The sequence below is a fragment of the Vibrio sp. YYF0003 genome, from assembly GCF_036350715.1.
Classification (GTDB): domain Bacteria; phylum Pseudomonadota; class Gammaproteobacteria; order Enterobacterales; family Vibrionaceae; genus Vibrio; species Vibrio natriegens.
This window is the reverse complement of sequence record NZ_JAZDWA010000004.1, coordinates 1-22,493: the sequence shown is the minus strand read 5'-3', so window position 1 is coordinate 22,493 and position 22,493 is coordinate 1. Positions and strand designations below refer to the sequence as shown.

The 22,493-nt window shown below is 44.4% G+C and carries 20 protein-coding genes; 6 read left to right on the top strand and 14 right to left on the bottom strand.

Translation table 11 applies throughout. The features are described from left to right. The first annotated feature begins 1 nt into the window (after window position 1). The 3 genes from speB to V1U08_RS12890 all read left to right on the top strand — a co-directional run bounded on the left by speB (window position 2) and on the right by V1U08_RS12890 (window position 4,772). Window positions 2-928 (top strand): agmatinase, encoded by a 927-nt coding sequence (speB, locus tag V1U08_RS12900; protein ID WP_014233532.1) that lies wholly within the window; start codon window positions 2-4, stop codon window positions 926-928. A 241-nt stretch (window positions 929-1,169) separates the two neighbouring features. Then, window positions 1,170-2,375 carry a multidrug efflux MFS transporter EmrD gene (gene emrD, locus V1U08_RS12895; RefSeq protein ID WP_020334640.1) on the top strand — a complete coding sequence of 402 codons (1,206 nt, stop codon included), beginning with the start codon at window positions 1,170-1,172 and terminating at the stop codon, window positions 2,373-2,375. A gap of 231 nt (window positions 2,376-2,606) precedes the next feature. Continuing rightward, window positions 2,607-4,772 carry a S9 family peptidase gene (locus V1U08_RS12890; protein ID WP_330470739.1) on the top strand — a complete coding sequence of 722 codons (2,166 nt, stop codon included), beginning with the start codon at window positions 2,607-2,609 and terminating at the stop codon, window positions 4,770-4,772. A gap of 158 nt (window positions 4,773-4,930) precedes the next feature. Here V1U08_RS12890 and V1U08_RS12885 read toward each other — a convergent pair whose 3' ends face one another. The 11 genes from V1U08_RS12885 to V1U08_RS12835 all read right to left on the bottom strand — a co-directional run bounded on the left by V1U08_RS12885 (window position 4,931) and on the right by V1U08_RS12835 (window position 16,838). Next, the gene (locus V1U08_RS12885; protein WP_014233529.1) at window positions 4,931-5,914 is read right to left on the bottom strand and encodes a porin; all 984 of its coding nucleotides are present in this window, start codon (window positions 5,912-5,914) and stop codon (window positions 4,931-4,933) included. A gap of 532 nt (window positions 5,915-6,446) precedes the next feature. Next, on the bottom strand, window positions 6,447-7,619 hold the full coding sequence (locus V1U08_RS12880) for a tetratricopeptide repeat protein (RefSeq protein ID WP_330470738.1): 1,173 nt from the start codon (window positions 7,617-7,619) through the stop codon (window positions 6,447-6,449). Further along, window positions 7,616-8,236: an energy transducer TonB gene (locus V1U08_RS12875; RefSeq protein WP_014233527.1), complete on the bottom strand. Its 621-nt coding sequence runs from the start codon at window positions 8,234-8,236 to the stop codon at window positions 7,616-7,618. The genes V1U08_RS12880 and V1U08_RS12875 overlap by 4 nt, the downstream gene beginning before the upstream one ends. Beyond that, on the bottom strand, window positions 8,236-8,640 hold the full coding sequence (locus tag V1U08_RS12870; RefSeq protein WP_014233526.1) for an ExbD/TolR family protein: 405 nt from the start codon (window positions 8,638-8,640) through the stop codon (window positions 8,236-8,238). Before V1U08_RS12870 ends, V1U08_RS12875 begins: the two co-directional genes overlap by 1 nt. Continuing rightward, window positions 8,637-9,191: a MotA/TolQ/ExbB proton channel family protein gene (locus V1U08_RS12865; protein ID WP_330470737.1), complete on the bottom strand. Its 555-nt coding sequence runs from the start codon at window positions 9,189-9,191 to the stop codon at window positions 8,637-8,639. The genes V1U08_RS12870 and V1U08_RS12865 overlap by 4 nt, the downstream gene beginning before the upstream one ends. After that, the gene (locus tag V1U08_RS12860) at window positions 9,191-10,558 is read right to left on the bottom strand and encodes a MotA/TolQ/ExbB proton channel family protein (RefSeq protein ID WP_330470736.1); all 1,368 of its coding nucleotides are present in this window, start codon (window positions 10,556-10,558) and stop codon (window positions 9,191-9,193) included. Before V1U08_RS12860 ends, V1U08_RS12865 begins: the two co-directional genes overlap by 1 nt. Next, window positions 10,559-11,326, bottom strand: a complete 768-nt coding sequence (locus tag V1U08_RS12855) for a DUF3450 domain-containing protein (protein WP_014233523.1) — start codon at window positions 11,324-11,326, stop codon at window positions 10,559-10,561. Window positions 11,327-11,399: 73 nt separating this feature from the next. Further along, window positions 11,400-13,481 (bottom strand): TonB-dependent siderophore receptor, encoded by a 2,082-nt coding sequence (locus V1U08_RS12850; protein ID WP_268669443.1) that lies wholly within the window; start codon window positions 13,479-13,481, stop codon window positions 11,400-11,402. 209 nt (window positions 13,482-13,690) lie between these two features. After that, window positions 13,691-15,064 (bottom strand): histidine kinase sensor domain-containing protein, encoded by a 1,374-nt coding sequence (locus V1U08_RS12845; RefSeq protein ID WP_330470735.1) that lies wholly within the window; start codon window positions 15,062-15,064, stop codon window positions 13,691-13,693. Beyond that, window positions 15,064-15,729: a response regulator transcription factor gene (locus tag V1U08_RS12840; protein WP_239948067.1), complete on the bottom strand. Its 666-nt coding sequence runs from the start codon at window positions 15,727-15,729 to the stop codon at window positions 15,064-15,066. Before V1U08_RS12840 ends, V1U08_RS12845 begins: the two co-directional genes overlap by 1 nt. Window positions 15,730-15,884: 155 nt before the next feature. Next, complete coding sequence (locus V1U08_RS12835; protein ID WP_330470734.1) at window positions 15,885-16,838, bottom strand: lactate/malate family dehydrogenase; 954 nt, start codon at window positions 16,836-16,838, stop codon at window positions 15,885-15,887. A gap of 314 nt (window positions 16,839-17,152) precedes the next feature. Here V1U08_RS12835 and V1U08_RS12830 point away from each other — a divergent pair, with 314 nt between their 5' ends. Continuing rightward, complete coding sequence (locus V1U08_RS12830; RefSeq protein WP_330470733.1) at window positions 17,153-17,863, top strand: glycerophosphodiester phosphodiesterase family protein; 711 nt, start codon at window positions 17,153-17,155, stop codon at window positions 17,861-17,863. A gap of 33 nt (window positions 17,864-17,896) precedes the next feature. On the opposite strand, the gene V1U08_RS12825 is transcribed toward V1U08_RS12830, so the two are convergent. Continuing rightward, the gene (locus V1U08_RS12825) at window positions 17,897-18,379 is read right to left on the bottom strand and encodes a L,D-transpeptidase family protein (RefSeq protein ID WP_176292301.1); all 483 of its coding nucleotides are present in this window, start codon (window positions 18,377-18,379) and stop codon (window positions 17,897-17,899) included. A gap of 220 nt (window positions 18,380-18,599) precedes the next feature. On the opposite strand from V1U08_RS12825, the gene V1U08_RS12820 reads away from it, so the two are divergent. After that, complete coding sequence (locus tag V1U08_RS12820) at window positions 18,600-19,595, top strand: 2-hydroxyacid dehydrogenase (RefSeq protein ID WP_014233516.1); 996 nt, start codon at window positions 18,600-18,602, stop codon at window positions 19,593-19,595. A gap of 83 nt (window positions 19,596-19,678) precedes the next feature. Further along, a complete protein-coding gene (locus V1U08_RS12815) occupies window positions 19,679-20,035 on the top strand; it encodes a YibL family ribosome-associated protein (protein WP_014233515.1) in 357 nt (118 codons plus the stop codon). A 178-nt stretch (window positions 20,036-20,213) separates the two neighbouring features. Here the strand turns inward: V1U08_RS12815 and V1U08_RS12810 are convergent, their stop codons facing one another. Further along, complete coding sequence (locus V1U08_RS12810; protein ID WP_330470732.1) at window positions 20,214-21,245, bottom strand: cytosolic protein; 1,032 nt, start codon at window positions 21,243-21,245, stop codon at window positions 20,214-20,216. A 90-nt stretch (window positions 21,246-21,335) separates the two neighbouring features. Next, on the bottom strand, window positions 21,336-22,109 hold the full coding sequence (locus tag V1U08_RS12805; protein WP_065300664.1) for a cytosolic protein: 774 nt from the start codon (window positions 22,107-22,109) through the stop codon (window positions 21,336-21,338). Window positions 22,110-22,493: the final 384 nt, after the last annotated feature.

The window sequence follows — 22,493 nt, the reverse complement described above, 5'->3', positions numbered from 1 at the left end:
TATGAATGATTTGTTTACTAAAACTGATTATTCGCTTTACTCCAACTCAATGTCGTTTCTGCGTCTTCCGTACATTAAAAATCCGGTGACTGCAGAGGCAGACGTTGTGGTACTCGGCGTTCCTCTCGACATGGCAACATCTGGTCGTTCAGGGGCTCGCATGGGTCCGGATGCTATCCGTCGCGCTTCGGTGAATTTAGCCTGGGAAGGTAAAAAATTCCCTTGGGATTTCAACGTATTTGATAAGTTAACCGTCATTGATTCCGGAGACTTGGTCTTCGATTGCGGTGACGCAGAAGACTTCACTTACCGTTTGGAAGCGGCGACAAGCGAGATCTTAAAAAGCGAGAAAACAATGCTTGCACTGGGGGGGGATCATTTCATCACCCTTCCGATTCTGCGTGCTTATGCGAAACATTATGGCGAAATGGCGCTAGTTCATTTCGATGCTCATACAGACACATACGCGAACGGCAGCTCATACGACCACGGTACGATGTTCTACCATGCACCGAAAGAAGGGCTAATTTCTGCGAAGAACTCAGTACAAATTGGTATTCGTACTGAATACAAACAGCAAGATCACGGCTTCAACGTTATTAATGCGATGCAAGCCAATGACATGTCTGTGAATGAGATTCTAGACGAGATTCGTCGTACCGTTGCTGATAAGCCAGTATACGTTACCTTTGATATAGACTGCTTAGATCCAGCATTTGCTCCGGGAACGGGAACGCCGGTTTGCGGCGGTTTAAATACTGACAAGGTGCTTAAAATCATTCGTGGTTTGGCTGGCATGAATATCGTAGGCATGGACGTGGTAGAAGTATCACCACCTTATGACCAAAGTGATGTCACCGCATTAGCAGGCGCGACCATTGCTCTAGAACTGCTGTACGCTTACGCATCAGGTCGAGAACAAGCATAAATTTTTCAAAGGGAGCATTCGCTCCCTTTTTTGTCTTTTCGCACACCAAACTTTCGGATTATTTTTTCTAATCCAAATCATAGATTTTAATCTTGCTTGACGACAAAAGTTTAGATTGCCAAGCACAGATTCAAGCACTAATATCTCGCACGAATCATCCCCTAATATAACAAATTACATTAGCACTCTTTATGGAGAGCTAAGACTTCTTACACCTTAAATTTATTGGAGATACACGTAAATGCCGGCTTCGTTTCCATTAGTGAAACTTACGTTTTTAATCGCAATATTGACTGCCGTAGGTCAGATGACCCAAACGATGTACGTGCCTTCAATCGGTCATATGGCGAGTGAATTTTTGGTTTCTGCGTCTTCACTTCAAGCCGTTATGGCCTGTTACTTGATCCCATATGGCTTGTCACAGTTTGTGTATGGTCCGTTGTCCGATCGTCTTGGACGTAAACCAATTATTATTGCTGGCTTGCTCATTTACATCGTGGGGACGTTAGTCGCTCTATTTACCCACCAGTTTGAATGGTTCTTAGTTGGTAGCTTTATTCAGGGCTTGGGCATTGGCTGTGGTGGTGCGATGGCACGTATCTTAACTCGTGACTGTTTTGAAGGTGCAGAATTACACCGTGCGAATAGCTTGATCAGCATGTGTATCCTCTTCTCACCTTTGATGGCACCATTACTGGGTGGCTATTTAACAGAAGCGTTCAGTTGGCGTTCTAGCTACCTATTTCTCGCGCTATTTGGTATTGCTGTGGTCATTACCATGATGACGAGCATGATGGAGACTCTTCCTGTCGAAAAGCGCAAAAATGAGCCAGTGACTAAGAGCTATCAATACGTTTTATCCGATAAACGCTTCCAAGGTTTTTTGATCTGCCTTGTGGCCACATTCGCGGGTGTGGGCGTCATTGAAGCAGCTGCAGGTGTGCTACTAGGCGGCGTGTTGGGATTACCAGCGACAACCGTCAGCTTGCTGTTTATTATTCCGATCCCGGGATACCTGATTGGTTCAGGCTTATCGAGCTACATCGCTCAGCGCCGTTCAATGCGCCGAGCCCTGAATGTTGGTCTGGTTGCCATTTTTATCGGTTCAGCCGTCGTGTTGATCCCAGGCCTGTTTGGCTTAACGACCGCGTTAACCTTGATTGGCGGCGCTACTATTTACTTTTTGGGTGCAGGTATACTCTTTCCGGCAGCCACAACGGGGGCGATTTCTCCGTTCCCATACCATGCAGGTACTGCGGGTGCGACGTTGGGCGGTATGCAAAACTTGGGCGCGGGTATCGCAACCTTACTTGCATCATTATTCCCCGCTCAGAACCAAATGCCTCTGGGTATTTTGATGATGGCGATGTCAGTTATCGCAATGCTCGGGCTACGCTGGGTTAACCGCACGCCGGATCATTCCAACCAAGTACCACAGGTTATATAACCAAACTCAATATGCATTTTCTTAGGGACATACTATGTAGTATGTCCCTTTTTTGTACTCACATTCCAAAAGACTGTTTGCTTTGTATAACAACTGCTTACACAATGAAGTTTCATATCGATCACTGGAAGATCAAAAACATCGGTAACAAACCTGAAAGCACGCTCAAGCCATATACAATTAGATTCCATTAAAAACGATGACTTGGGTATAAAATACAAGGATAAACAGATGCGTTTTACTCTTACGACGTTGGCCGTATCAGTCGCAATTTTGGCCGGATGCAGTAATCAAGGAACTTCAACTATGAACCATTATTCTCAGTCACAGCTCATTGCCCAGCAAACACAAGCGCCTGTCGCAAAGAAAGTGCCGCATGCCATGACGATTCATGGCGACACCCGTATCGATAACTACTACTGGATGCGAGACGACGAGCGCAAAGATTCGGAGGTATTGCAGCATCTTGAAGCAGAGAATAAATATACCGAAACCGTTCTCAAGCATACCGAAACGCTTCAGAAAACACTGTTTGAAGAAATCAAAGGCAGAATAGCCAAAGACGACAACTCCGTTCCAGTTCGTAAGGGCAGTTACTTTTATTCCAGTGAAGTCTCTGGAGATAACGAATATGAAGTTCATCTGCGTGCCAAAGACTTTGCTGGCACTGATAAATCAGTGATTTTAGATGTCAACGAACTGGCCAAAGGTCATGAATTCTTTAATGTTAGTGGATTACATGTCAGCCCTGATGAAACGCTTTTGGCTTATGGCGAAGACACGTTAAGTCGCCGTATTTACACCATCAAAATCAAGAATCTGGAGACGGGTAAATACCTTGAGGACGAAATCGAAGGCGCTTCTAGTGCCATTGCCTGGCAAAACGATAACCAAGCGTTCTATTACATAAAGAAGGACCCACAAACACTGTTAGGCTACCAAGTCTATCGCCATGTACTGGGAACCCCGCAAAGTACAGACAAGCTGATTTACGAAGAAACAGATAGTGAGTACTACACCTACATCAGCAAGAGTAAGGATGGAGAAGAGGTCTACATTTGGCACTCCAGTACAGAAACCAGTGGTGTTTCAGTCCTTGATGCAAACAACCCAAATGCGAAAGCTGAACCCTTTTTCCCGCGCGAAACAGGCGTCGAGTACAGCATCGCAAAGCTTGGCGACTGGTACTACATCTACACGAACTATGAGGCAATTAACTTCCGTTTGATGAAAGTACATAAAGACAACATGCACGACCGTTCTCATTGGCAAGATGTTATTCCGGCAGACGATGATACTCAGCTGGTCGATTTTGAGTTGTTCGATGACCATCTGGTTTATGAGCAACGCGCAAATGGCTTATCCACGGTCACTGTGCGTGAACTATCCAGCGGTAACGAATTCCCCCTCCAATTTCACGATAGCGCATTTGCAGCGTACCTAACTGGAAACTACGAGTTAGATAACAATAAAGTACGCATTTACTACAGTAGCTTAACCACGCCGGGTACTTACTATGATTTCGATCTGAAAACGGGTGAATCTGAGGTCATGAAACAAACCCCAGTCCTGGGTGACTTTAATGCAGATAATTACCAGTCTGAACGAATCATGATCAAAGCTCGTGATGGCAAGTCAGTGCCTGTTTCGCTGGTTTATCGCAAAGATCGCTTTAACAAAGATGGTACCAATCCTATTTATCAATACGGTTACGGTTCTTATGGCGCGACAATAGAGCCAACCTTCAGCTCAACACGTTTAAGTTTACTGGATCGTGGTTTCGTTTTCGCCATTGCCCATATTCGCGGCTCTGAAATGCTCGGCCGACCTTGGTATGAGGATGGTAAAAAGCTGACAAAGCAAAACACCTTTAACGATTTTGTCGATGTAACGAAAGGCTTAGTCGAGAAGAACTACGGGGCAAAAGATAAAGTGTTCGCGGTGGGCGGTTCAGCAGGAGGCCTGTTAATGGGCGCTGTTATTAACCAAGCGCCAGAGTTATACCGCGGCATTGGTGCGCATGTACCTTTTGTCGATGTTGTGACGACGATGTTGGATGAATCGATTCCATTAACCACGAATGAATACGATGAGTGGGGTAACCCGAACAACAAAACCTATTACGACTACATGTTGAGTTATTCGCCTTACGACAATATTGAAGCGCAGGATTACCCAAACATGCTCGTCACCACGGGTTTGCATGACTCTCAGGTTCAGTACTTTGAGCCAATGAAGTGGATAGCTAAGTTGCGCGAAATGAAGACTGATAACAACGTGCTGGTGTTTAAGACCGATATGGAGGCAGGACATGGTGGCGCTTCCGGTCGATTTAAACGCCTAAAAGAAGATGCACTGGAATATGCTTTCTTCCTAGATCTGCTAGAAACAAAGTAACAGAAAAACAATGCCCGCACTTGCGGGCATTGTTACGATCAGCGTCAGCACAATAATCGGCCGAAATAAAAACGCCTACTCCCTTAATCCTTTTTACAAAGCAAGAAGTAGGCGCTAACACAATAACTGTGTTTAGGCAGTAGATACTGTCCTATTGATTAGAAGTAGTAACGAGCACCGATAGTCCAGTAGTCGTTCTCATCTTCATCAATGTCGTTACCTAGGTCAATTTGGTAACCTGCGAATGTGTAGAATGAAGGAGTAACAGCGTACTCTGCTTGTAGTGCCATTTCGCTGTAAAGAGTGTCTAGATCATCGTCTTCCACGCCTTCGTAGTTCACGCTGAAAGTCCAATCGTTAACACCGTACGCTAAAAGTGCTTCTAGCTGAGTAGTGTCTTCTAGACCTTCAAAGAAGTATTCGTTCATACCGTATACAACTGCCGCATAAAGGCCTGAACCGTAAGAGCCGTAGTATGCTGACAAAATATGTGAACTTGCGTTTTCTTTACCAGTTTGACCACCAAATTCAACATCACCACCGCTGTATGCGTAGCCAAGACCGAAGCCTGCTAACTCAGTGCTGATAGAAACTTGGCCACGGTCATCGTAATCACCGTTTTGACCTTGCCAACCTAGACCTAGATTGAACGCAAAGCCTTCACCGAATTGGAAACCTTTACGGTAGCTAACCATTTTTTCACCACGAGCAGAACCAAGCTCGTAGTAGTTTGAATATAGGAAGTCGTTCGCAAACGCGATTGGCAAATCAGCAACACCACCTACATCGTAGTATGGAGTCCACTGCGTACCTACAACCAGACGACCAAGTTGCTCATGCGTTGCGCCAATGTAGCCAAGACGAGTTGAAAAAGACTGATCGCCACCGTTTAGGTAGTTAAGTGCCCACTCACCTTTAGCATCAACAGTCACACCATTGCCGATGTCTTTTTTGCCCGCCACGTTGATACGAGGAGATACTTGGTGAACCTTTACGTCCTCGTCATAATACTCACCCACGCCCACAGATACATGACCGCCGATTGATAGAGATGTACCATCGCTGTTGTAAACTTCTGCTGCGAATGCCTGTGTACCACATGCTAGTGCCGCCACTGCTACGGCTAGAGCTTTCATTTTCATTGTTAACATCCATATAGTTGTTTGTGCCGATTCGTTCAAAAACAGAATAACCCTGCATCATTTGCAACGAACAGATAACAAGGTAGTAATGAAATTTAAATAAAACAAACAACTTATTATGCAACCAATCCACCCATTGATTAATATATGAACAATGTCACATAAAAATAGTGAACTTTTCATTCATATGCATAAAATTTGTGCTTTTTGCGTGCTACTTCTCTCAATGTACCGATATCTATTAATTTTAATTCTATCAATAGAAAAATATTGGCTGATACCTTTGCAGTATGATGTGTTATTAAGTAAAAACCAGTGAGTTTGGATTAATGATCTTTGCCTAACCAATGCAGAGCTTTGTATCGAAATCAGCCTAGTTTGTTAGATAAATTCGCTGATTTTTACTGATCGGTACAGACTACTCAGTCTAACTCTCTTGCATAAATGCTATAGATTATTGGAAATATGGAGGGTTAAAATGCAAAAAAGCCCGAGTGTTACCTCGAGCTTTTTGAGTGTTCTTGACAGCTATCTAAGAATTTAAACTGGATTCTGCTTTACGAAGTTGAGACAAATAAGTCACCCAACTTTTTGCCTGATCGGATGGCTTCATTTCATAAGATCGTTTCGCGTTTGCGAGCGCATCATCAATTCGCTTCAACTTGTAATAAACCCGAGCTTTGATAAGCGCGACGTCAGATGGTCTGCCAGAAACGTCATCCAAAACGGCCAATGCCTGTTGGTACTGCCCTTCCTGTACGAGTAGCTGAGAGTAGTTCCAGTTGTACTGTGAGTCGAGTTTCGCGGCTATGCGCCAGCTATCTATCGACTTATCCCACTCTTTGGCCATTTGCCAGTACGTTGCTTGCTGAGCTTTCAATTTACTGTCTGAATTAATCTCATTGAGCTCATCCAAGACCAACGCAGCACGTTCTGGAATTCCTCGATTTGCATACAGTTGCGCTAACAGCTTCAAATCATCCTGGCTGAGTTCGACACCTTGAAGCTTAGCAAGAGCCAAAGAATCTAAAGCACGCTTATTATCATTAATGCGAAGATGTAAAGCGACCAGTTGACGCCACCATTCCACACGTGCAGGTTCAATCGCAATCAAACGCTTTATTGTGCCAATCGCTGGCTTCCACTTTTTGAGTTCCAGCTCAGCAGAAAGCTTGATCGAAAGCGGGCCTGTCTTGTCTGGCTGACCAAACTGCTCATAGCGCCCCATGGCTGAAATCACTTTATTCCACTCTCTTAGTTGGTAATGCGACTGTGCTATACGCAACCAAACATCATGGGCTTTGTGATTGTTAGGCACGTTCTTACTTAACGCATAATAGTGCGGTAACGCTTTGGAAAACTGTTGTTCGTTAAGCAGCATATCAGCCAGCATCTTACGGGTTTGCCACGCCTGTTCATCCTGCAACAAACCACTGTTCACTGCATACTCAAGTTGTTTAATTGCAGGCTTAATTTGCTGGTTTTGCCAATAGAAAATACCCAACATACGAGCGACGAAAGCCTGATCATAACCACGAGAAAGATCTAATCCTTCAAGTGTAGAAATGGCCTCTTTGAGGTTATCTTCCTGCGCCATAGCATGTGCCCGCTGGACACGCGAAGCCGTGTACTGACTTAACTCGTTAGCGGTGGTCGTAAAAGCGCTTAAGCATAAGACGGCACCAATTAGGAATTTCTTCATCATTTCGGTAACTTGAACTCCAGTCTTACGGTCTGCCCAAACTGCTCGATTGACACACCATTCTCAACTTTTGGCTGATATTTCCAGTTTCTAAGCGCACGTATCGACTCACGCTCAAACATGCGACTTGGCTCAGCTTCAACCACTTCAATATCTTTTGGACGGCCAGTCGCGTCAATAGTAAAGCGCAACACCACGTAACCTTCTACTTTACGTTTCTGAGCTTTGCTCGGATAGCGAGGTTCCACGCGATAAAGAGGTAGCGCTTGTTGATTACCCATCGTGCCTTTTAGATTTGGCGCACTAATCGCAATACCATCCAACGCCGTATTTAGGCCCAAAGCGCTGGTCGGCGTGACTTGGCTCATCGGCTCAACTTGCGTGTTCGCTTGAGACAAATCCATCGGCTCTGGTGCTTTCGGCGGCTCAGGCTGCTCTGGAACCGAGCGTTGACGACGCTGTATGTCTGCATCGTTTTCCACCATGACCATGTCAAAGCGAACCGCTTCAGAAGCTTTGGGCGCACGCTGGTTGCCATTGTCTACCATCCACGCCATAAAGCTAAACAAGCTGACTGAAATCAACAAAGACACAGGTAATGCAAGTAACAGCCTACCCATTAAGGTGTCTCCGCTGCCAATGCAATGTTCTTAACGCCTGCGCCTTTTGCTGCATCCATTACTTTTACAACCGTACCATTATAAGCATGCTCATCCGCTTGGATGACAAGCGATGCATCAGGCTGATCAAGCAGCAAATGCTCGATAGAGGCTTCTACACGCTCGATATCGACCAAACGCTTGTCAATATACACATCGTTTGCTGCCGTTACCGCGATAAAAATACCAGCATCTTTCTGGCTCACCACGTTTGAAGCCTGCGGGCGATTGACTTCTACCCCTGACTCACGAACAAATGAGCTAGTAACAATAAAGAAAATCAACATGATGAACACGATATCAAGCATGGATGTTAAATCGACTTGAGCTTCGTCTTGTTGATTAGGTCTGCGTCCGAGTCTCACTTCTGATTCCTTAAAGATTGTTCTAATTGGATGGCTCTGCGTTCACACACTTTGCTTAATCGTGCATGAATAAACATCCCCGCCAACGCCGCTACCATTCCAGCCATAGTCGGTAAAGTGGCAAGCGAGATACCTGAAGCCATCAATTTTGGATTGCTGCTGCCCTGTGAAGCCATCACATCAAACACGGTAATCATGCCCGTCACCGTGCCTAACAAGCCAAGCATTGGGCAAATAGCCACAAGCAATTTGATCGTTGATAAGTTCTGACGCAATTCAATCTGCGCCTTTGCAATCCATCCTTCGCGGATTTGATGCGCGTACCAAGAGTGATGTTCTGACCTTGCCAGCCACTGATCACGAAGCTCTGCTTTTACTTTAGGAAAAACCGTAGTCAGGTAAATCACCCGCTCCATGACCAATAACCAGCACACCGCAACCACGGCAGCCAGCCACCATAAGATCTGGCCACCTTGCTGCATAAAGCTCATCAAGGTTGTGGCCCAATCTTCACTGATCAAACCCAATGTGTTGAGTAAGATCTGCTCCATTACGCTGCATTCTCCGCGACAGTGTTCACTTTATTCATTCCTTTCGGCATATCGCGCTCGGCCTGTTCTGCGACTAAGCCGATGCCTTGCTTCTCAAGAATATTGCGAATATTTTCTGCTTGTGAGCTCAACACATTGTGAGCCAGAAGTAGAGGCATTGCAGCAACCAGACCAAGTACTGTCGTTACCAGCGCCATTGAAATACCACCAGCCATGACTTTTGGATCGCCGTTACCAAACTGAGTGATCACCTGGAAGGTTTCGATCATGCCTGTTACGGTTCCAAGCAGACCAAGCATAGGAGCCAGTGCCGCCAGTAGTTTCAGCATCGACAAGCCTTTTTCCAGATGCGTCTGTTCATCAACCACCGCTTCAAGCAGACGCAATTCTAATGCTTCCACACTGCGATGTTTGTCTTTCTGATACACCGCAAGAACACGGCCTAATGGATTATCTTGTGGCTGAGCAGGGCTCTTCAGTTGCTGTGCGATCTTCTGACGTGCAATCATTAGCGATACGCCACGAACAAGCGCAATAATTAAACCGATAGCTAGTAAGCCAAGAATGATCTTACCCACGACACCACCAGCGCTGATGCGATCTTGCAGGGTTGGCGAGTTCGCAAGTTGCTCCAAAAGGATACCGCGTGATGGATCAATAACGATGCTCTCTAGTTCGCCCGAAGTGAGTGTGCTTGCTGTCGGACCATTTTCAGGCTGACGAAGGTAGTTAACCGCATCGCCACGCTGACCATTCCAGTTCACATAACCGTTGTCATCCAGTAACGCCATCGCGCCTAGGCGTGCGCCCGAAATCGTCTGCTCACGACCTTCACCATCAAGCAATGTGAATGATACATTCGCGAGCTCACCACTTGCCTTCACCTGCTCTTCCATACTGCGCCACATGGCCTGAAGCTGTGACAAAGTAGGCAAAGAGGTCGCAGCAACAATAGCCTCGATGTCTTTCTGGTAAGTGTTACGGTCAACTCCCGTTACGGAATGTTTAAGCTCAGATTCAAGTTCTTTTGCATTCTGACGTACAACACCGAATAGCTCGCCAAGGCTGCCTGTCTCTAAACGAAGTTTCTCTTCAAGTTGTGCCAATTCAGCTTCATTTTCACTGAACATCGCGCTTAAAGCGTCAGCTTCAGCTTGTAAAGCTGCACGCTCTGCAGCCAGTTGATTTTTAAGCGACTGTAACTCTTGTTCTGATTGTTTAAAGCCGGCTTCACGCGTTACGTTGTGTGATTGCTGTTGACGATTTTCCTGCTGCGCTTTTTGCAACAAAGTGTCGCTGGCAAATGTGGTGTGAGGCATCAACGCAGTGCCTGAGATTAATGCAACCGATAACCATTTTTTGATCATTTATTTGCCCTCCGCAACGGTCAGCGACACTGGCAACGTTAACATGCTCGGTGCGATTTGCTTGTTTGCCATGGCAAACGCTTTGTCCAATTCTGTTTTTTGGTCAGAACCAAGTGGCTGCCAGGCTTTTTGCTGTTGCGACCAACTCCAGAACGTTTCTCCGGATAAGCTACGTGCGATCAACGATACTCGACCTAAATAAAGGACGTCGGCCTCGACTGTTTCGTTCGCAGATAAATCAATCTTGCCTTGGTAAACGCCAAGTCGAGTGCCGTAATCCATTTCGATTTGGTACGCTTCCAGGATTCGGCGAAACTTTTCTGCATCGGCAACATCCGCACGAGTCATCATCGAATCAAGCTTTGCAATACGCTCTTCGCGTTGTGCTTTACGAATCGGCTTATCGTTCGCCACGATCTCTTTTAACCCGTCAAGCATGTGATACATCAACGGCACAACACCTTGGCGAGTGTGCGCAATCTGCTCAATTTGGTCATTCAAGTTATTTACTTCTTGATTCTGACTATTCACAAGACTGGTAAGGTGATCGCGATAAATCTTTAAATTGCTGACTTCTTCTTGCAACTGTTCGATTTCTGCCTCCAAGGTCAACGCCTTTTCCGCACTGGTATCAATGCGTTTTTGACTAGCCGCGGATGCTTGATTGGTTTTACTTTGCACTGCTTGTGCACCGCTGAGATTTTCCGCGTGAACGGGAATCAAAACCGATGAAATCAACAGAGCGATACTTGATTTAATTAGATTCATACGAGTTTAAATGCTATTTCCTAAAACGACTAAAGGGGAATTCGACCCTTCCCCTTTATTAATCAGATTGTTATCAGTACTTAAACTGGATTGTCGCCATGTAGTTTCGGCCTTCACCAACCACTACACCGCTCGCTCCTTCATACTCTAGAGGGTCGGTACTACCACCACCTGCTAAGTACTCAGTATCAAATAGGTTTTCTACATTGAATCGAGCAATAATATCCAAGTTTTCGTCGTACTTATGCTTGTATGACACACCCATATCAATGCGTGCATACCCATCTTTTTCGAAGGTATTCGCTGCATCTCCGTAGCGATCACCCTCATAAATCAAACCTAGGTTTAGGTTAGTGTTGTCTTGCACTTTATAGCTAGACCAAACACTCGCCGAAAACTCAGGTACATCTGCCGGACGATTACCTTTGTAACTTTTACTTTGTGTAATCTCTGCATCTAAATACATTGCAGAAGCCGTAAGCGACAACTTATCCGTCACAAAGCCCTGCGCTAGGATTTCTGCTCCACGGTGAACTTGCTCACCATCTTGCGTAATCGTCTCTTTGCCCGGATTATTTGGCGCATCCACCGTTAGCTTTACGTTCTCTAAGGTGATATCAAATAAAGCGCCTGTTAAGTAAAGACGTTGATCAAACAACTCCCACTTAGTACCAACTTCGTAAGAAATGCCGCGTTCTGCGTCTAGTTCTTCACCATCGTTAGTATAATCCTCACCATTTACCTGCCCTTGTGGCATAAAACTTTCAGAGTATTGCACATAAATAGAGCCATTCGATGTTGGGTGGAAAGTCACACCAAACTTCGGAGATATTTGACTCTCTGTTAACTCATCACTGCGTTTTTCATCATAACGAACACCCGCAAGTACCTGCCAGTAATCGTTAATGGTCATCATATTTTGCGCGTAGATTCCCCAAGTATCGTATTCATTCGTTGGCCATTTTCTAGAACTGCGATAGTCAGGCTTTGGCACCGTTTCTCCCGGAGCAATCTGAGCTTCATTATGAAACGCCATAAAGCGATCGTAACTGTAATCTAAGTAGTTAGCGCCGACTAACAGTGTGTTTTCCGTACCAAACAGAGCAAAGCCCGTCGTGACGTCCAAATAAGCGGTATCGAACACCCAGTTATCTGAACGATCGTTGCCACGGTGAACAATGACGTTACCTGCATCGTATTCATTGAACTTCGGGTACGACTCTACGTCAAAACGCTCAAAGTCCTGGCGGTTGTATCCCGCTTTGACATTAACGTTCTCAACTACTTGAGCGTTAATGTCGATGCCATAGTTTTCGACGTCGTTATCGATCTTCGACCACTGCGCATCCCAAATGTATTTGTCACCACGCGCAGGCTTACCATTCACAACGTAAGCACCTGAGTCTACGCTACCTTCATCTTTTGTACGGTCATAGTGCGCTGACACCATAACGTTTTCGGTAATGTCATACTCAGCAACTAAACCACCAACAAAACGGTCAGTTTGAGGCTTTGTACCATCACCGTATGTTCGCCAAGAACTGTAGTTCTCCTTCGCCAAAATCGCACGAGCACGCAGCGTCTCGGCTTCGTTTAAAGAGCCACTTACATCAAGCACTGTACGTGAATGCTCGTTTGAACCGATGTCCTGGCTCAGGCTTACTTGTGTTTTGGCTGTTGGCTTCTTGGAAACCATGTTGACTAAACCACCCGGCTCAGACTTACCGTAAAGCAGACCAGACGGACCTTTTAAAACTTCAACACGCTCTAAAAGCTCAATTGGCTGACGGTAATGTGACCAGTGTTGGCGACCATCTTTTAGAAAACCATCAGAACTACTTAGTTCAAATCCACGAAGCGAGAAACGTTCACGGTTACGACTAGTGCCGCCAGCGCTTACACTCGCGTCATTACGCAGTACCTCACCCAGCGTACTCGCTCGTTGCTCATCAATCACGGTTTCGTCAATGACGGCAACTTGTCCCGGAGTTTCTAGCTGCGTCATTTCCATACGCATCGCTGTACTGTTGGTATCCGCTTTGTAGCCGAACTCGCGTCCTTCAACAACTAGATGCTCATCCGTTTGAATTTCTGCCACTGCTGGTGCTGCTAACACCGCACCGATCACTAATGCCAAATGGCTCTTAGTAAACATATACTTTCACTCCGATTGTGTTTCGGGTCGCACATACAATGAATGTGATTCCCTCTTATTTATATCGCGAGTGAATATAAGTGATAAGTATTACCATTTGCATTAAATTTACATTCTTTGCATTTGCAGAATTTTGTAAAGAACTATTGGATGACGAATTATTCATACGAGATCTAGATCACAAAAAATCTTGGCCGCATCATGTCGTATTATTGTCTGAACATCAAACTTACGTTTAAACCACCTTGCGGACGGCTTTCTGCTTTAACGCTTCCTCCCATTATTCGCATCGATTCTTTGACAATCGCCAGCCCGAGACCATACCCTCCGACGTTTTTATCTCTCGATGCATCTAGGCGTGTAAAAGGATTAAAGATTTCGGACAACTTGTTCTCTGCAATTCTGGGCCCATCATCAGATACCGACATAACGAGATAACGCTGGCCATTGACTTCTTTGTGGCTCAGAGCCACTTCTATCTGGGCACGTTCGCCTGCGTATTTGATTGCATTGCCAACAAGATTATTAAGACAACGCACCACCAATGTTTCTTCACAATATGCGCTCGGCTCAGTCGCAAGAGAAACAAATGACAAGCTTTGTTCTTGTTTAAGATCGATTTTGCAGCGCTCTACTTGTGGTGCCAAAAGCACTTCTAAATCATTACGTTTAGTCGCTTTATCGTAACGGGCATTCTCAAGACGGCTAAATTCTAAGATGCCGCTGATCAGGTGGTTTAGCTCTTTAGTTTCCTCTTCGAGCCTGGTAACCAGAGCCTGTTCATCTTCTCCCACGCGCTTGCGCAAGAGGTGTAGCACAAGATTTTGCCTGGCTAGTGGCGTTCTGAGCTCATGAGAAACATCACGAATCAAAAGACGTTGTTTTTCCGCTAGTGAGTGGATCTCTCTGGTCATGTGGTCAAAGTCCTCCGCGAGCTCATTAAACTCTCGGGTGGTAGACTTTAATTCCTGCACAACACTGACGTCGAAATCCCCGTTAGAAAGCTTCTTACTCGCCTCTCTGAGACGAGCGAGTGGCTGCTGTAATTTACGCGCCATTAAAAGTGAGAATAAAGACAAAATTACCGCGGCAATCACGACCTTGATGATAGAAAAATAAAGGATAAAGTCATTCGCAGGGTGCAGACGATGCGGGAGTTCAATCACTAAATTGTGTTCATTAACCAGAGGAATATTGATAAGGGGTTGATTGACTTTGTCTTCCAATTGAGAGTCAAGACTGCGTTTAAACTGAAGCTTAAATTCAAAGTGTGGATGCATCAAACGATGTGTAATGGGTTGGAGCTGCTCATTCAATACAAACAGGTAAAATTGCTGTGCGTTGGCCCAATCTGCCAATTCATCCATATCACCGTATTCAATCAGTTCATTTGCTTGGTGGGCAAGTTCTAGCATCTCTGATTTGACACTATCAGGGACTTTTAGCATGGCTTTGACCAAAGCTCGTTCGGTTAAGTCCTGAACAAGCAATATGCTGATGACTATTGCCGTCATGTAGCTAAACAGCTTAAACGCAAGGCTGTCTTTACGTTTTACTATGTAAGATGGGCAGACAATCTTCATTACATGCTCACAGCTTCTAAATAGCTATACCCTTTACCACGAAACGTTTTGATGTGCTGCTTTGAAAGACCCGCCTCAACCAGTTTCCGGCGGATGTTACTGATATGCATATCAAGATTGCGATCAAACGGACTGAGTTCTTTTTGCAGAACTTCCGTTTGCAGCTCAGCTTTCGAGATCACTACTCCCTGATTTTTAACCAGGTGACTTAAAAGTTCGGCCTCAGTGCTAGTCAGCGGCAAGCTATTTAGTTGATCACTCATATTCTGAACGGTATTACAAATGGTTTGTCGTTGGCGCTCCAAACCCACTCGACGAAGGATAGCTTTAATGCGCATCAGTAACTCTGCGACATTGAATGGCTTACCGATATATTGGTCAGCTCCAGCTTGATAGCCATCAAGCATCGAGTTCTCATCATTCAAAGCCGTGAGCATAAGAATGGGAGTAGCGAATCTCTGACAAACACGACGCGCAACTTGCATTCCATTTAAGTTCGGCAACATAACATCGAGCAAAACCAAATCGACAGGTGTTTTTTCCATGTATTGCAGAGCACTCTCACCACAATGCACAGAAGATACTGTATACCCTTCGTCTTGTAACACTGCCGCTAAGAGTTCACACAGAGGAACGTCGTCATCAACGATTAAAACTCGAGACATGCCTAACCTATTATTCAAATAAAAATAGTTCTCATTATATTCCTCACCTGTAAGTTAAACAACTGAGCAATAGGGACTTATCTGTACCAAAAATACGAAAGCCTGCTTTAAAGCAGGCTCTGTGAAATTAAGCGAGGGTTTCCGTTTTAAACTCGCTAACACTCTAAACTGGTCGACGATGCAACGTTCTTTACGATTGAACGTAAGTTCTCACTGATGGCTCTTAACGTTTTTAGCTCTTCACCACTAAATGGATGAGTAAGAACCGAGTCTGCGCCATTTTTACCCACAACCGTTGGCAAACTGAGTACGACTTTATTCACGCCATATTGCCCTTTTATCATCGTTCCGACAGGCAACACCGAGCGCTCGTTAATGATAACTGCCTGCACTATCCGAAATACACTCGCTGCAATGCCGTGTACGGTATTGTTCTTGCGACGAAATATTTCATAGCCAGCTTGTTTCACCGCCTCCAACAGCTCATCCGCATCAATTCGTTTGATATTGTGCGTATCACAGTAATAATCCGCTGGTTGGCCTGCGATAGAAATCAAGCTTTTCGGCGTAAAACAATGGCTACCATGCTCGCCTAATACGTAACCAAAGATATTCTTAGGATCGAGATCGACACGGTTGGCGACAATACTCATCAAGCGGGCAGTATCTATAACACAACCACTGCTGATCACCTTACTCGCTTCAAACCCAGTATTAGCGACAATAAAATGGGTAACAATGTCACATGGGTTAGTGACAACAATAAGAATGGCATTTGGTGCCACACGCTCTATATTACGTGCGATATCCACCCCAATCTTGGCGTTGATTTCTGCGATATCCAGACGAGTTTGCCCATGTTTGATTTGTGCGCCAGCAGTGACGATGACAATGTCAGCTTCTAATAAATCCAGATAGTCATTCGAAGGGATAATACGAGTGTTTTTAGAGAACGTTAACGCCGTTGTGTGACGAAAATCGAACACTTCTCCTTCGGCTCTTTCCAGATTCTGATCTAATAAAACTAGCTCGCTGAAACTACCCATTGTGAGTAAGTAGTTACAAACACCAACACCAACCGCTCCAGCGCCAATGACACCGATCTTCATTTTTCTCTCCCTGATAATTCTAAAAAATCACTGCAAAATACAGGATTCAAGTCCTTCCAATCGTCAAATTTTTCGACATGCATAAAGGCTTATGCTCAGCTCAACTCCGTGCGTTTCTGGGTATTGTTCTGCGCTTGCAAGATTAGTCGCTACTTTAAAAATGAGCTGCGATAGAGTAAAAGTCCAACATATTTGTATTCCTGTGAATACCGCTGTAAATGAAGGTGTTGCATCGACCTCACTTGATGCCCACTAAACCAAACCACTTAAAATCGATTACTATCGGGTTCAACCCAAACGAGAAGAACGACAACATGGATACATTGTTAATTGGTCACCGAGGTGTGGCAGGGTCTTACCCAGAAAACACAAAGATAAGCGTTCTGGCTGCAATAAACCTTGATTTGAAATGGGTAGAAGTCGATGTTCAGCCGACAAAAGACAACATTTTGGTGGTATGCCATGACCACACGGTCAACCGCTGTAGTAACGGGCAAGGGCGAATAGATGAACTGACATTGGATGAACTCAAAAGCTTAGACTTTGGTGGTTGGTTTAGTGATAAGTTTAAGGGTGAAACCATCATGACGTTGGAAGAGCTTCTTGAACTGGCCGCAGAGCACAACCTCAATTTAAACATCGAAGTTAAAGTTGATCGTCATCCCGCAGAGCCAGTTGCAAAATTATTAGCCAAAGTGCTTTCTGGTAGCCCTCTGCCCTCAGAGAGTATTTTACTTTCTAGTTTTAGTCATGATGTGATTAGAGCGCTCTTTGAGCACTGCAGAGGCTACCGTTTAGGTGTATTGAGTGAGTTTCTTACCAGAAAAGACCAATTGCTGCTTGAAGAAGTCAACGCTTACAGCTGTAACTTAAACATCAATTGGGTGCGCTCCCGTCAGATTAAAAAACTCCAACAACATGGCTATAAAGTGATGTGCTATACCGTGAACAACCCACATAAACTCAAACATCTGCCACCTTTAGATGGCATCTTCAGTGATTACCCTACACGGTTTCTTCCGTAACAGACTGTTTTAGATCATGAGGGGGATATGCTGCTACCACTCAATGGTAATAGGCGTTCCCCTTCTAACCAATTGAATAAACTCATCCATCTCGTCATTAGTAATCGCGATACACCCGTTGGTCCAATCAAAACTTTGTATAAAGCTTGGATCTTGAGTTTCTCCATTTTTTAAGCCATGGATTTTAATGTTGCCACCAGGGTAGACACCGCGACGCTGGGCCTCAAGCGTATCAATAGGGTCGGGGTAGCTGATATGTACTGAACGGTAAAAAGCAGAGTCATAGATCACGTAATCCAGAGTATAATCACCTTCTGGTGTACGATTGTCTCCTTCTTCTTGTTTATGACCTTTGGGATTAGCACCCAGCGCAATTCGATACTCCTTTATCACAGCGCCTTCTTCCATCAAGTACATTCGACGCTTCGACTTGTCGACTTTAACAAGATCGACGGCACCCTGCGCTTCGAACACGAACGCACAACATACAAGTAAAGAACACCATTTTACTGACATCGCCAGAACGCCTAATAAATAAAGAAGCCAACAAGGAAAGAAGAGAAGGGATATGCTAGTCAGTTGATGATGACAAAGCAATCTGATTATAACGTGGGGACGTAAAAAACCTATGTTAATGGCATTTTGGTATGACAGAGCCCGTATTGCAGATTTATCTATTCATTGTACCTAAGTTGCATTACGGTATTAGAGAACACAATGATTTCGAGAGAGAACCATGATTAACATTGCTTTTTTTAGCGCCAAATCCTACGACGAAGCTTCTTTTAACAAAGTAAAAAATCAACGGGATTTAGAGTTTCATTATCACGATTTTCGGTTGACCACGAAGACGGCGAAAATGGCTCACGGCTGCGAAGTCGTCTGTGCATTTGTTAACGATGATCTGTCAGAACCCGTTTTAAAACAGCTATCTCAGGGCGGGACTAAGCTTATAGCGATGCGTTGTGCGGGATTTGATAAGGTCGACCAACAAGCGGCTAAAAAGCTAGGCTTGCAAGTGGTACGTGTGCCCGCCTATTCACCAGAAGCGGTTGCCGAACATACGGTTGGTATGATGATGTGTCTAAACCGTCGACTACACAAAGCCTATCAGCGAACCCGGGATGCGAATTTCTCTCTGGAAGGTTTAGTTGGCTTCAACTTTTTTGGTAAGACTGTCGGGGTAATAGGTACTGGAAAAATCGGCATTGCTGCGATGAGAATTTTTAAGGGGTTAGGCATGGAAATTCTTTGCCATGATCCTTACGAAAACCCACTGGCAATAGAGATGGGAGCACGTTACTGCTCTCTTGAAGATATATACGCCAATGCGGATATTATTACTTTGCATTGCCCGATGAGTAAAGAAAACTACCACCTCCTCAATGCCGACTCATTTTCGAAAATGAAAGATGGGGTGATGATCATTAATACGAGTCGTGGAGAGCTATTGGATTCTGTAGCAGCAATCGAAGCGCTAAAACAAGGCAGAATCGGCTCACTAGGCTTGGATGTGTACGACAATGAAAAAGAGTTGTTCTTCCAGGATAAATCAAACGACATTATCGTAGACGATGTTTTCCGCCGACTGTCGGCATGTCATAACGTGCTGTTCACGGGTCATCAAGCTTTCTTAACTCACGAAGCGCTCAACAACATCGCGTCAGTGACACTAAATAACGTAGAAGTATTCTTCTCTGGGCAAGTTTCAGGCAATGAACTGATCAACTAAATAAGGAATCGAGGAGGATAGTAGAGCGTAGAATTTTAGCTATGCTATACTCCTCGGCCATTGAAAATTAGAGTCTAACTACCATGAGCATTAAAACTGATATTCAAAAGCTGCATAACCGCGTAGATAACTGCCAACGTAAGCTCGATGCAGCGCGTTCTCGTGGTGATCACGAAATGATTTCTAAGTTTACCGACGAAGTTGAGCAATTAACCAAAAAGCTAAATCAGCTTAAACACAAACAGAGTTATGAGCTGAACAAAGAGCGTAAGAGCTTGCTAGATATGCCATTTTCTCGTGAAATCACCAAAGCTGAGCAAGCGGACATTGGCAAACTCAAAAAACGCGTGCGCGGACTTGTCATCGTTCACCCTATGACCAAAATCGGTAAAGAGCTACGTTTGGATGTAATGACTGGCTTTGCACCAAAAGAGTTTTAATTCGAGTTAGTGCAACGTTTATATTGAGCCTGAGTCCAAAAACTCGGGCTTTTTATTTTCTACCAATCGAATAGGTTAGTGGCCTAGTTCTTACTTAGGAAAAATGCTCGCTAATAAGAATGTAATTAGCACATGAAAGGAAAACCTCGCTATTTCTAACGAGGCTTTGCAATAGAGATTAAGTCAATTGCTGAAGCTTATGTTCAACTAAAGGATCACCAGGAACCAATTGTTGAGCAACCTCTAGAAGCTGCACCGTATCTTGTGGATTGTCATGCTCATGCTTAAGCGCAATGTCTACCAGTGGCTGAATATCAATCTGCGCCTGATGCTCTTTCACATGCTCTTTCTTCTCATCAATTAACACATTATGAGCAGTACTCAGTAAGTTCAAACGATGTTGTGAGCTTGCGTTCGCCTTGTTTAGGCAATGGTAGTAATCCTCTTTTAAGCGCAGTGTTTTGGTTTGATGGCGAAACTGGGCAATGTCTATCTGTTGATGACGGATAAAGTCAGCGGCCACTTGTTTGTAAAAACCAAATTTATTCATATACGTAGCATGAGTTCCATGTCCCATGCCGTAAACACGAAAATGCTTCAGCTCTGGATAGCGCTTAGCATGAAGTCGGTCAATATCATTCGTCGGGTCATAAATGATATAGCCTCTTGCATCTCCTAGATCCAGATCGTGGTAATCACCATCCCAATCAAACTGTTGAGCTATTTCAGTACTGGATCTGTTATCCCAAGGCACCAGTGCTTGGTTTTTGGTACTAACCGGATGAAACAGCAGAACTTGGTCGAGCTTAAGCAAATTGGCGAATGCCCCTATCGCGAAACCTCCCCGACTCAGTCCATAACCTAAACGGCACTCGAAAGGCGCCAGCAGCGTTGACAGTTGCTCAAGGAAGAAAATCAAGTTACGGCTGCGAAACCAATTGCTTTTACCTAGATGCTGGAAAGAAATAATATTTACTTTTTGTTTTTGGGCTAGACGATAGCCCCAAGGCGCGAAATCGGGATGTAAGTCCTGTACTTGCAAGTTAGTACCTGCAGGAGAAAAGGTGAACAATAGTGGTTTGTTAAGATCAATAAACTCATACTTAACAAAGACATCATCAAGCAAGTCCTCCCCGGATATTGGTAGTCTGGTTTCCTGCTCTTTACGAGAAAGAGTCAGCCATTCGTCCAACCAGTACAGTAACTTCATTAATCCTCCATCTAAATTGCGCCTAGCAATTGTATTAAAAATTTAATTTTTAGTGCGTGATCATTCCCCCTATCGCAGGGGGCTCTGATATCAGTCCTCTTTTAAAAACAAAGTCTTGGTTTGCTCATTAAATTGGGCAATATCTATCTGTTGATGGCGGATAAATTCCTCCGCCACTGAATTAAAAAATTCTAATTTATCCAATTGGTTGGATTGGGTTCCGTGCCCCATTCCAACAACTTTTAAGTGCGTGAGTTCCGGGTAACGTTCTGCATGCAGACGATCGATGCAATTGGTAGGGTCATAAATAACGTAACCTTTGGCATCACCCAAATCTCGATCATGGTAGCCACTCTCCCAGTCAAACTGCTGAGCTAAATCAGTGCTAGGTCTGTCATCCCATGGAACAATAGTCTTATTCTTCGTACTAACAGGATAAAACAGCAGGACATGGTCCAACTTTAGCAACTCTGAAAATGCACCAACAGCAAAGCCACCTCGGCTCTGACCATAACCCAAACGACACTTAAAGGGCGCTAATAGCTCGGATAACTGCTCAAGAAAGAAAATCAAATTACGACTTCGGAACCAATTACTTTTACCCAAATGCTGGAAAGCAATAATGTTCACTTCTTGCTGTTCTGCGAGCTGATAACCCCAGGGTTTAAAATTCGGGTTTAAATCCTGTACCTGAACATCAGTACCAGAAGGAGAAAAGGTAAACAGTAAAGGCTTATTCGGGTCGACTAACTCATACCTAACATACACATCGTCAAGTAAATCAAACCCGGAAATCGGTAGTTTAGACCGCTGTTCAATACGGGTATACGTTCGCCATTCATCTAACCAGTACAGTAACTTCATTCATCCTCCAAATAAGTAACACACTTTATCTCTCTGTTAAGTTTACCAAAATGCTATTAAGGACCCTATAAAGCACCGCTTCACAGAAATCTTACTAGCCAATGAAGAAACTATTGCACGGAAAAGAATCGACGCGAACTTAAGAACTTAACTCGAAAGCAAATGTACAGAAAGAGATTCGAGAAAGGTAAATTTTAGAAGAAGTACTTACTTGATAAGCAAGACGTTACAGAACTTTTATTTGCAAGGCTGTTTAAAAACAACAGATACAAAAAAACCGCTGTAAGAACAGCGGTTTTTCTTAAAAGTGGCGGAGAGATAGGGATTTGAACCCTAGATACGCTATTAACGTATGCCGGTTTTCAAGACCGGTGCTTTCAACCA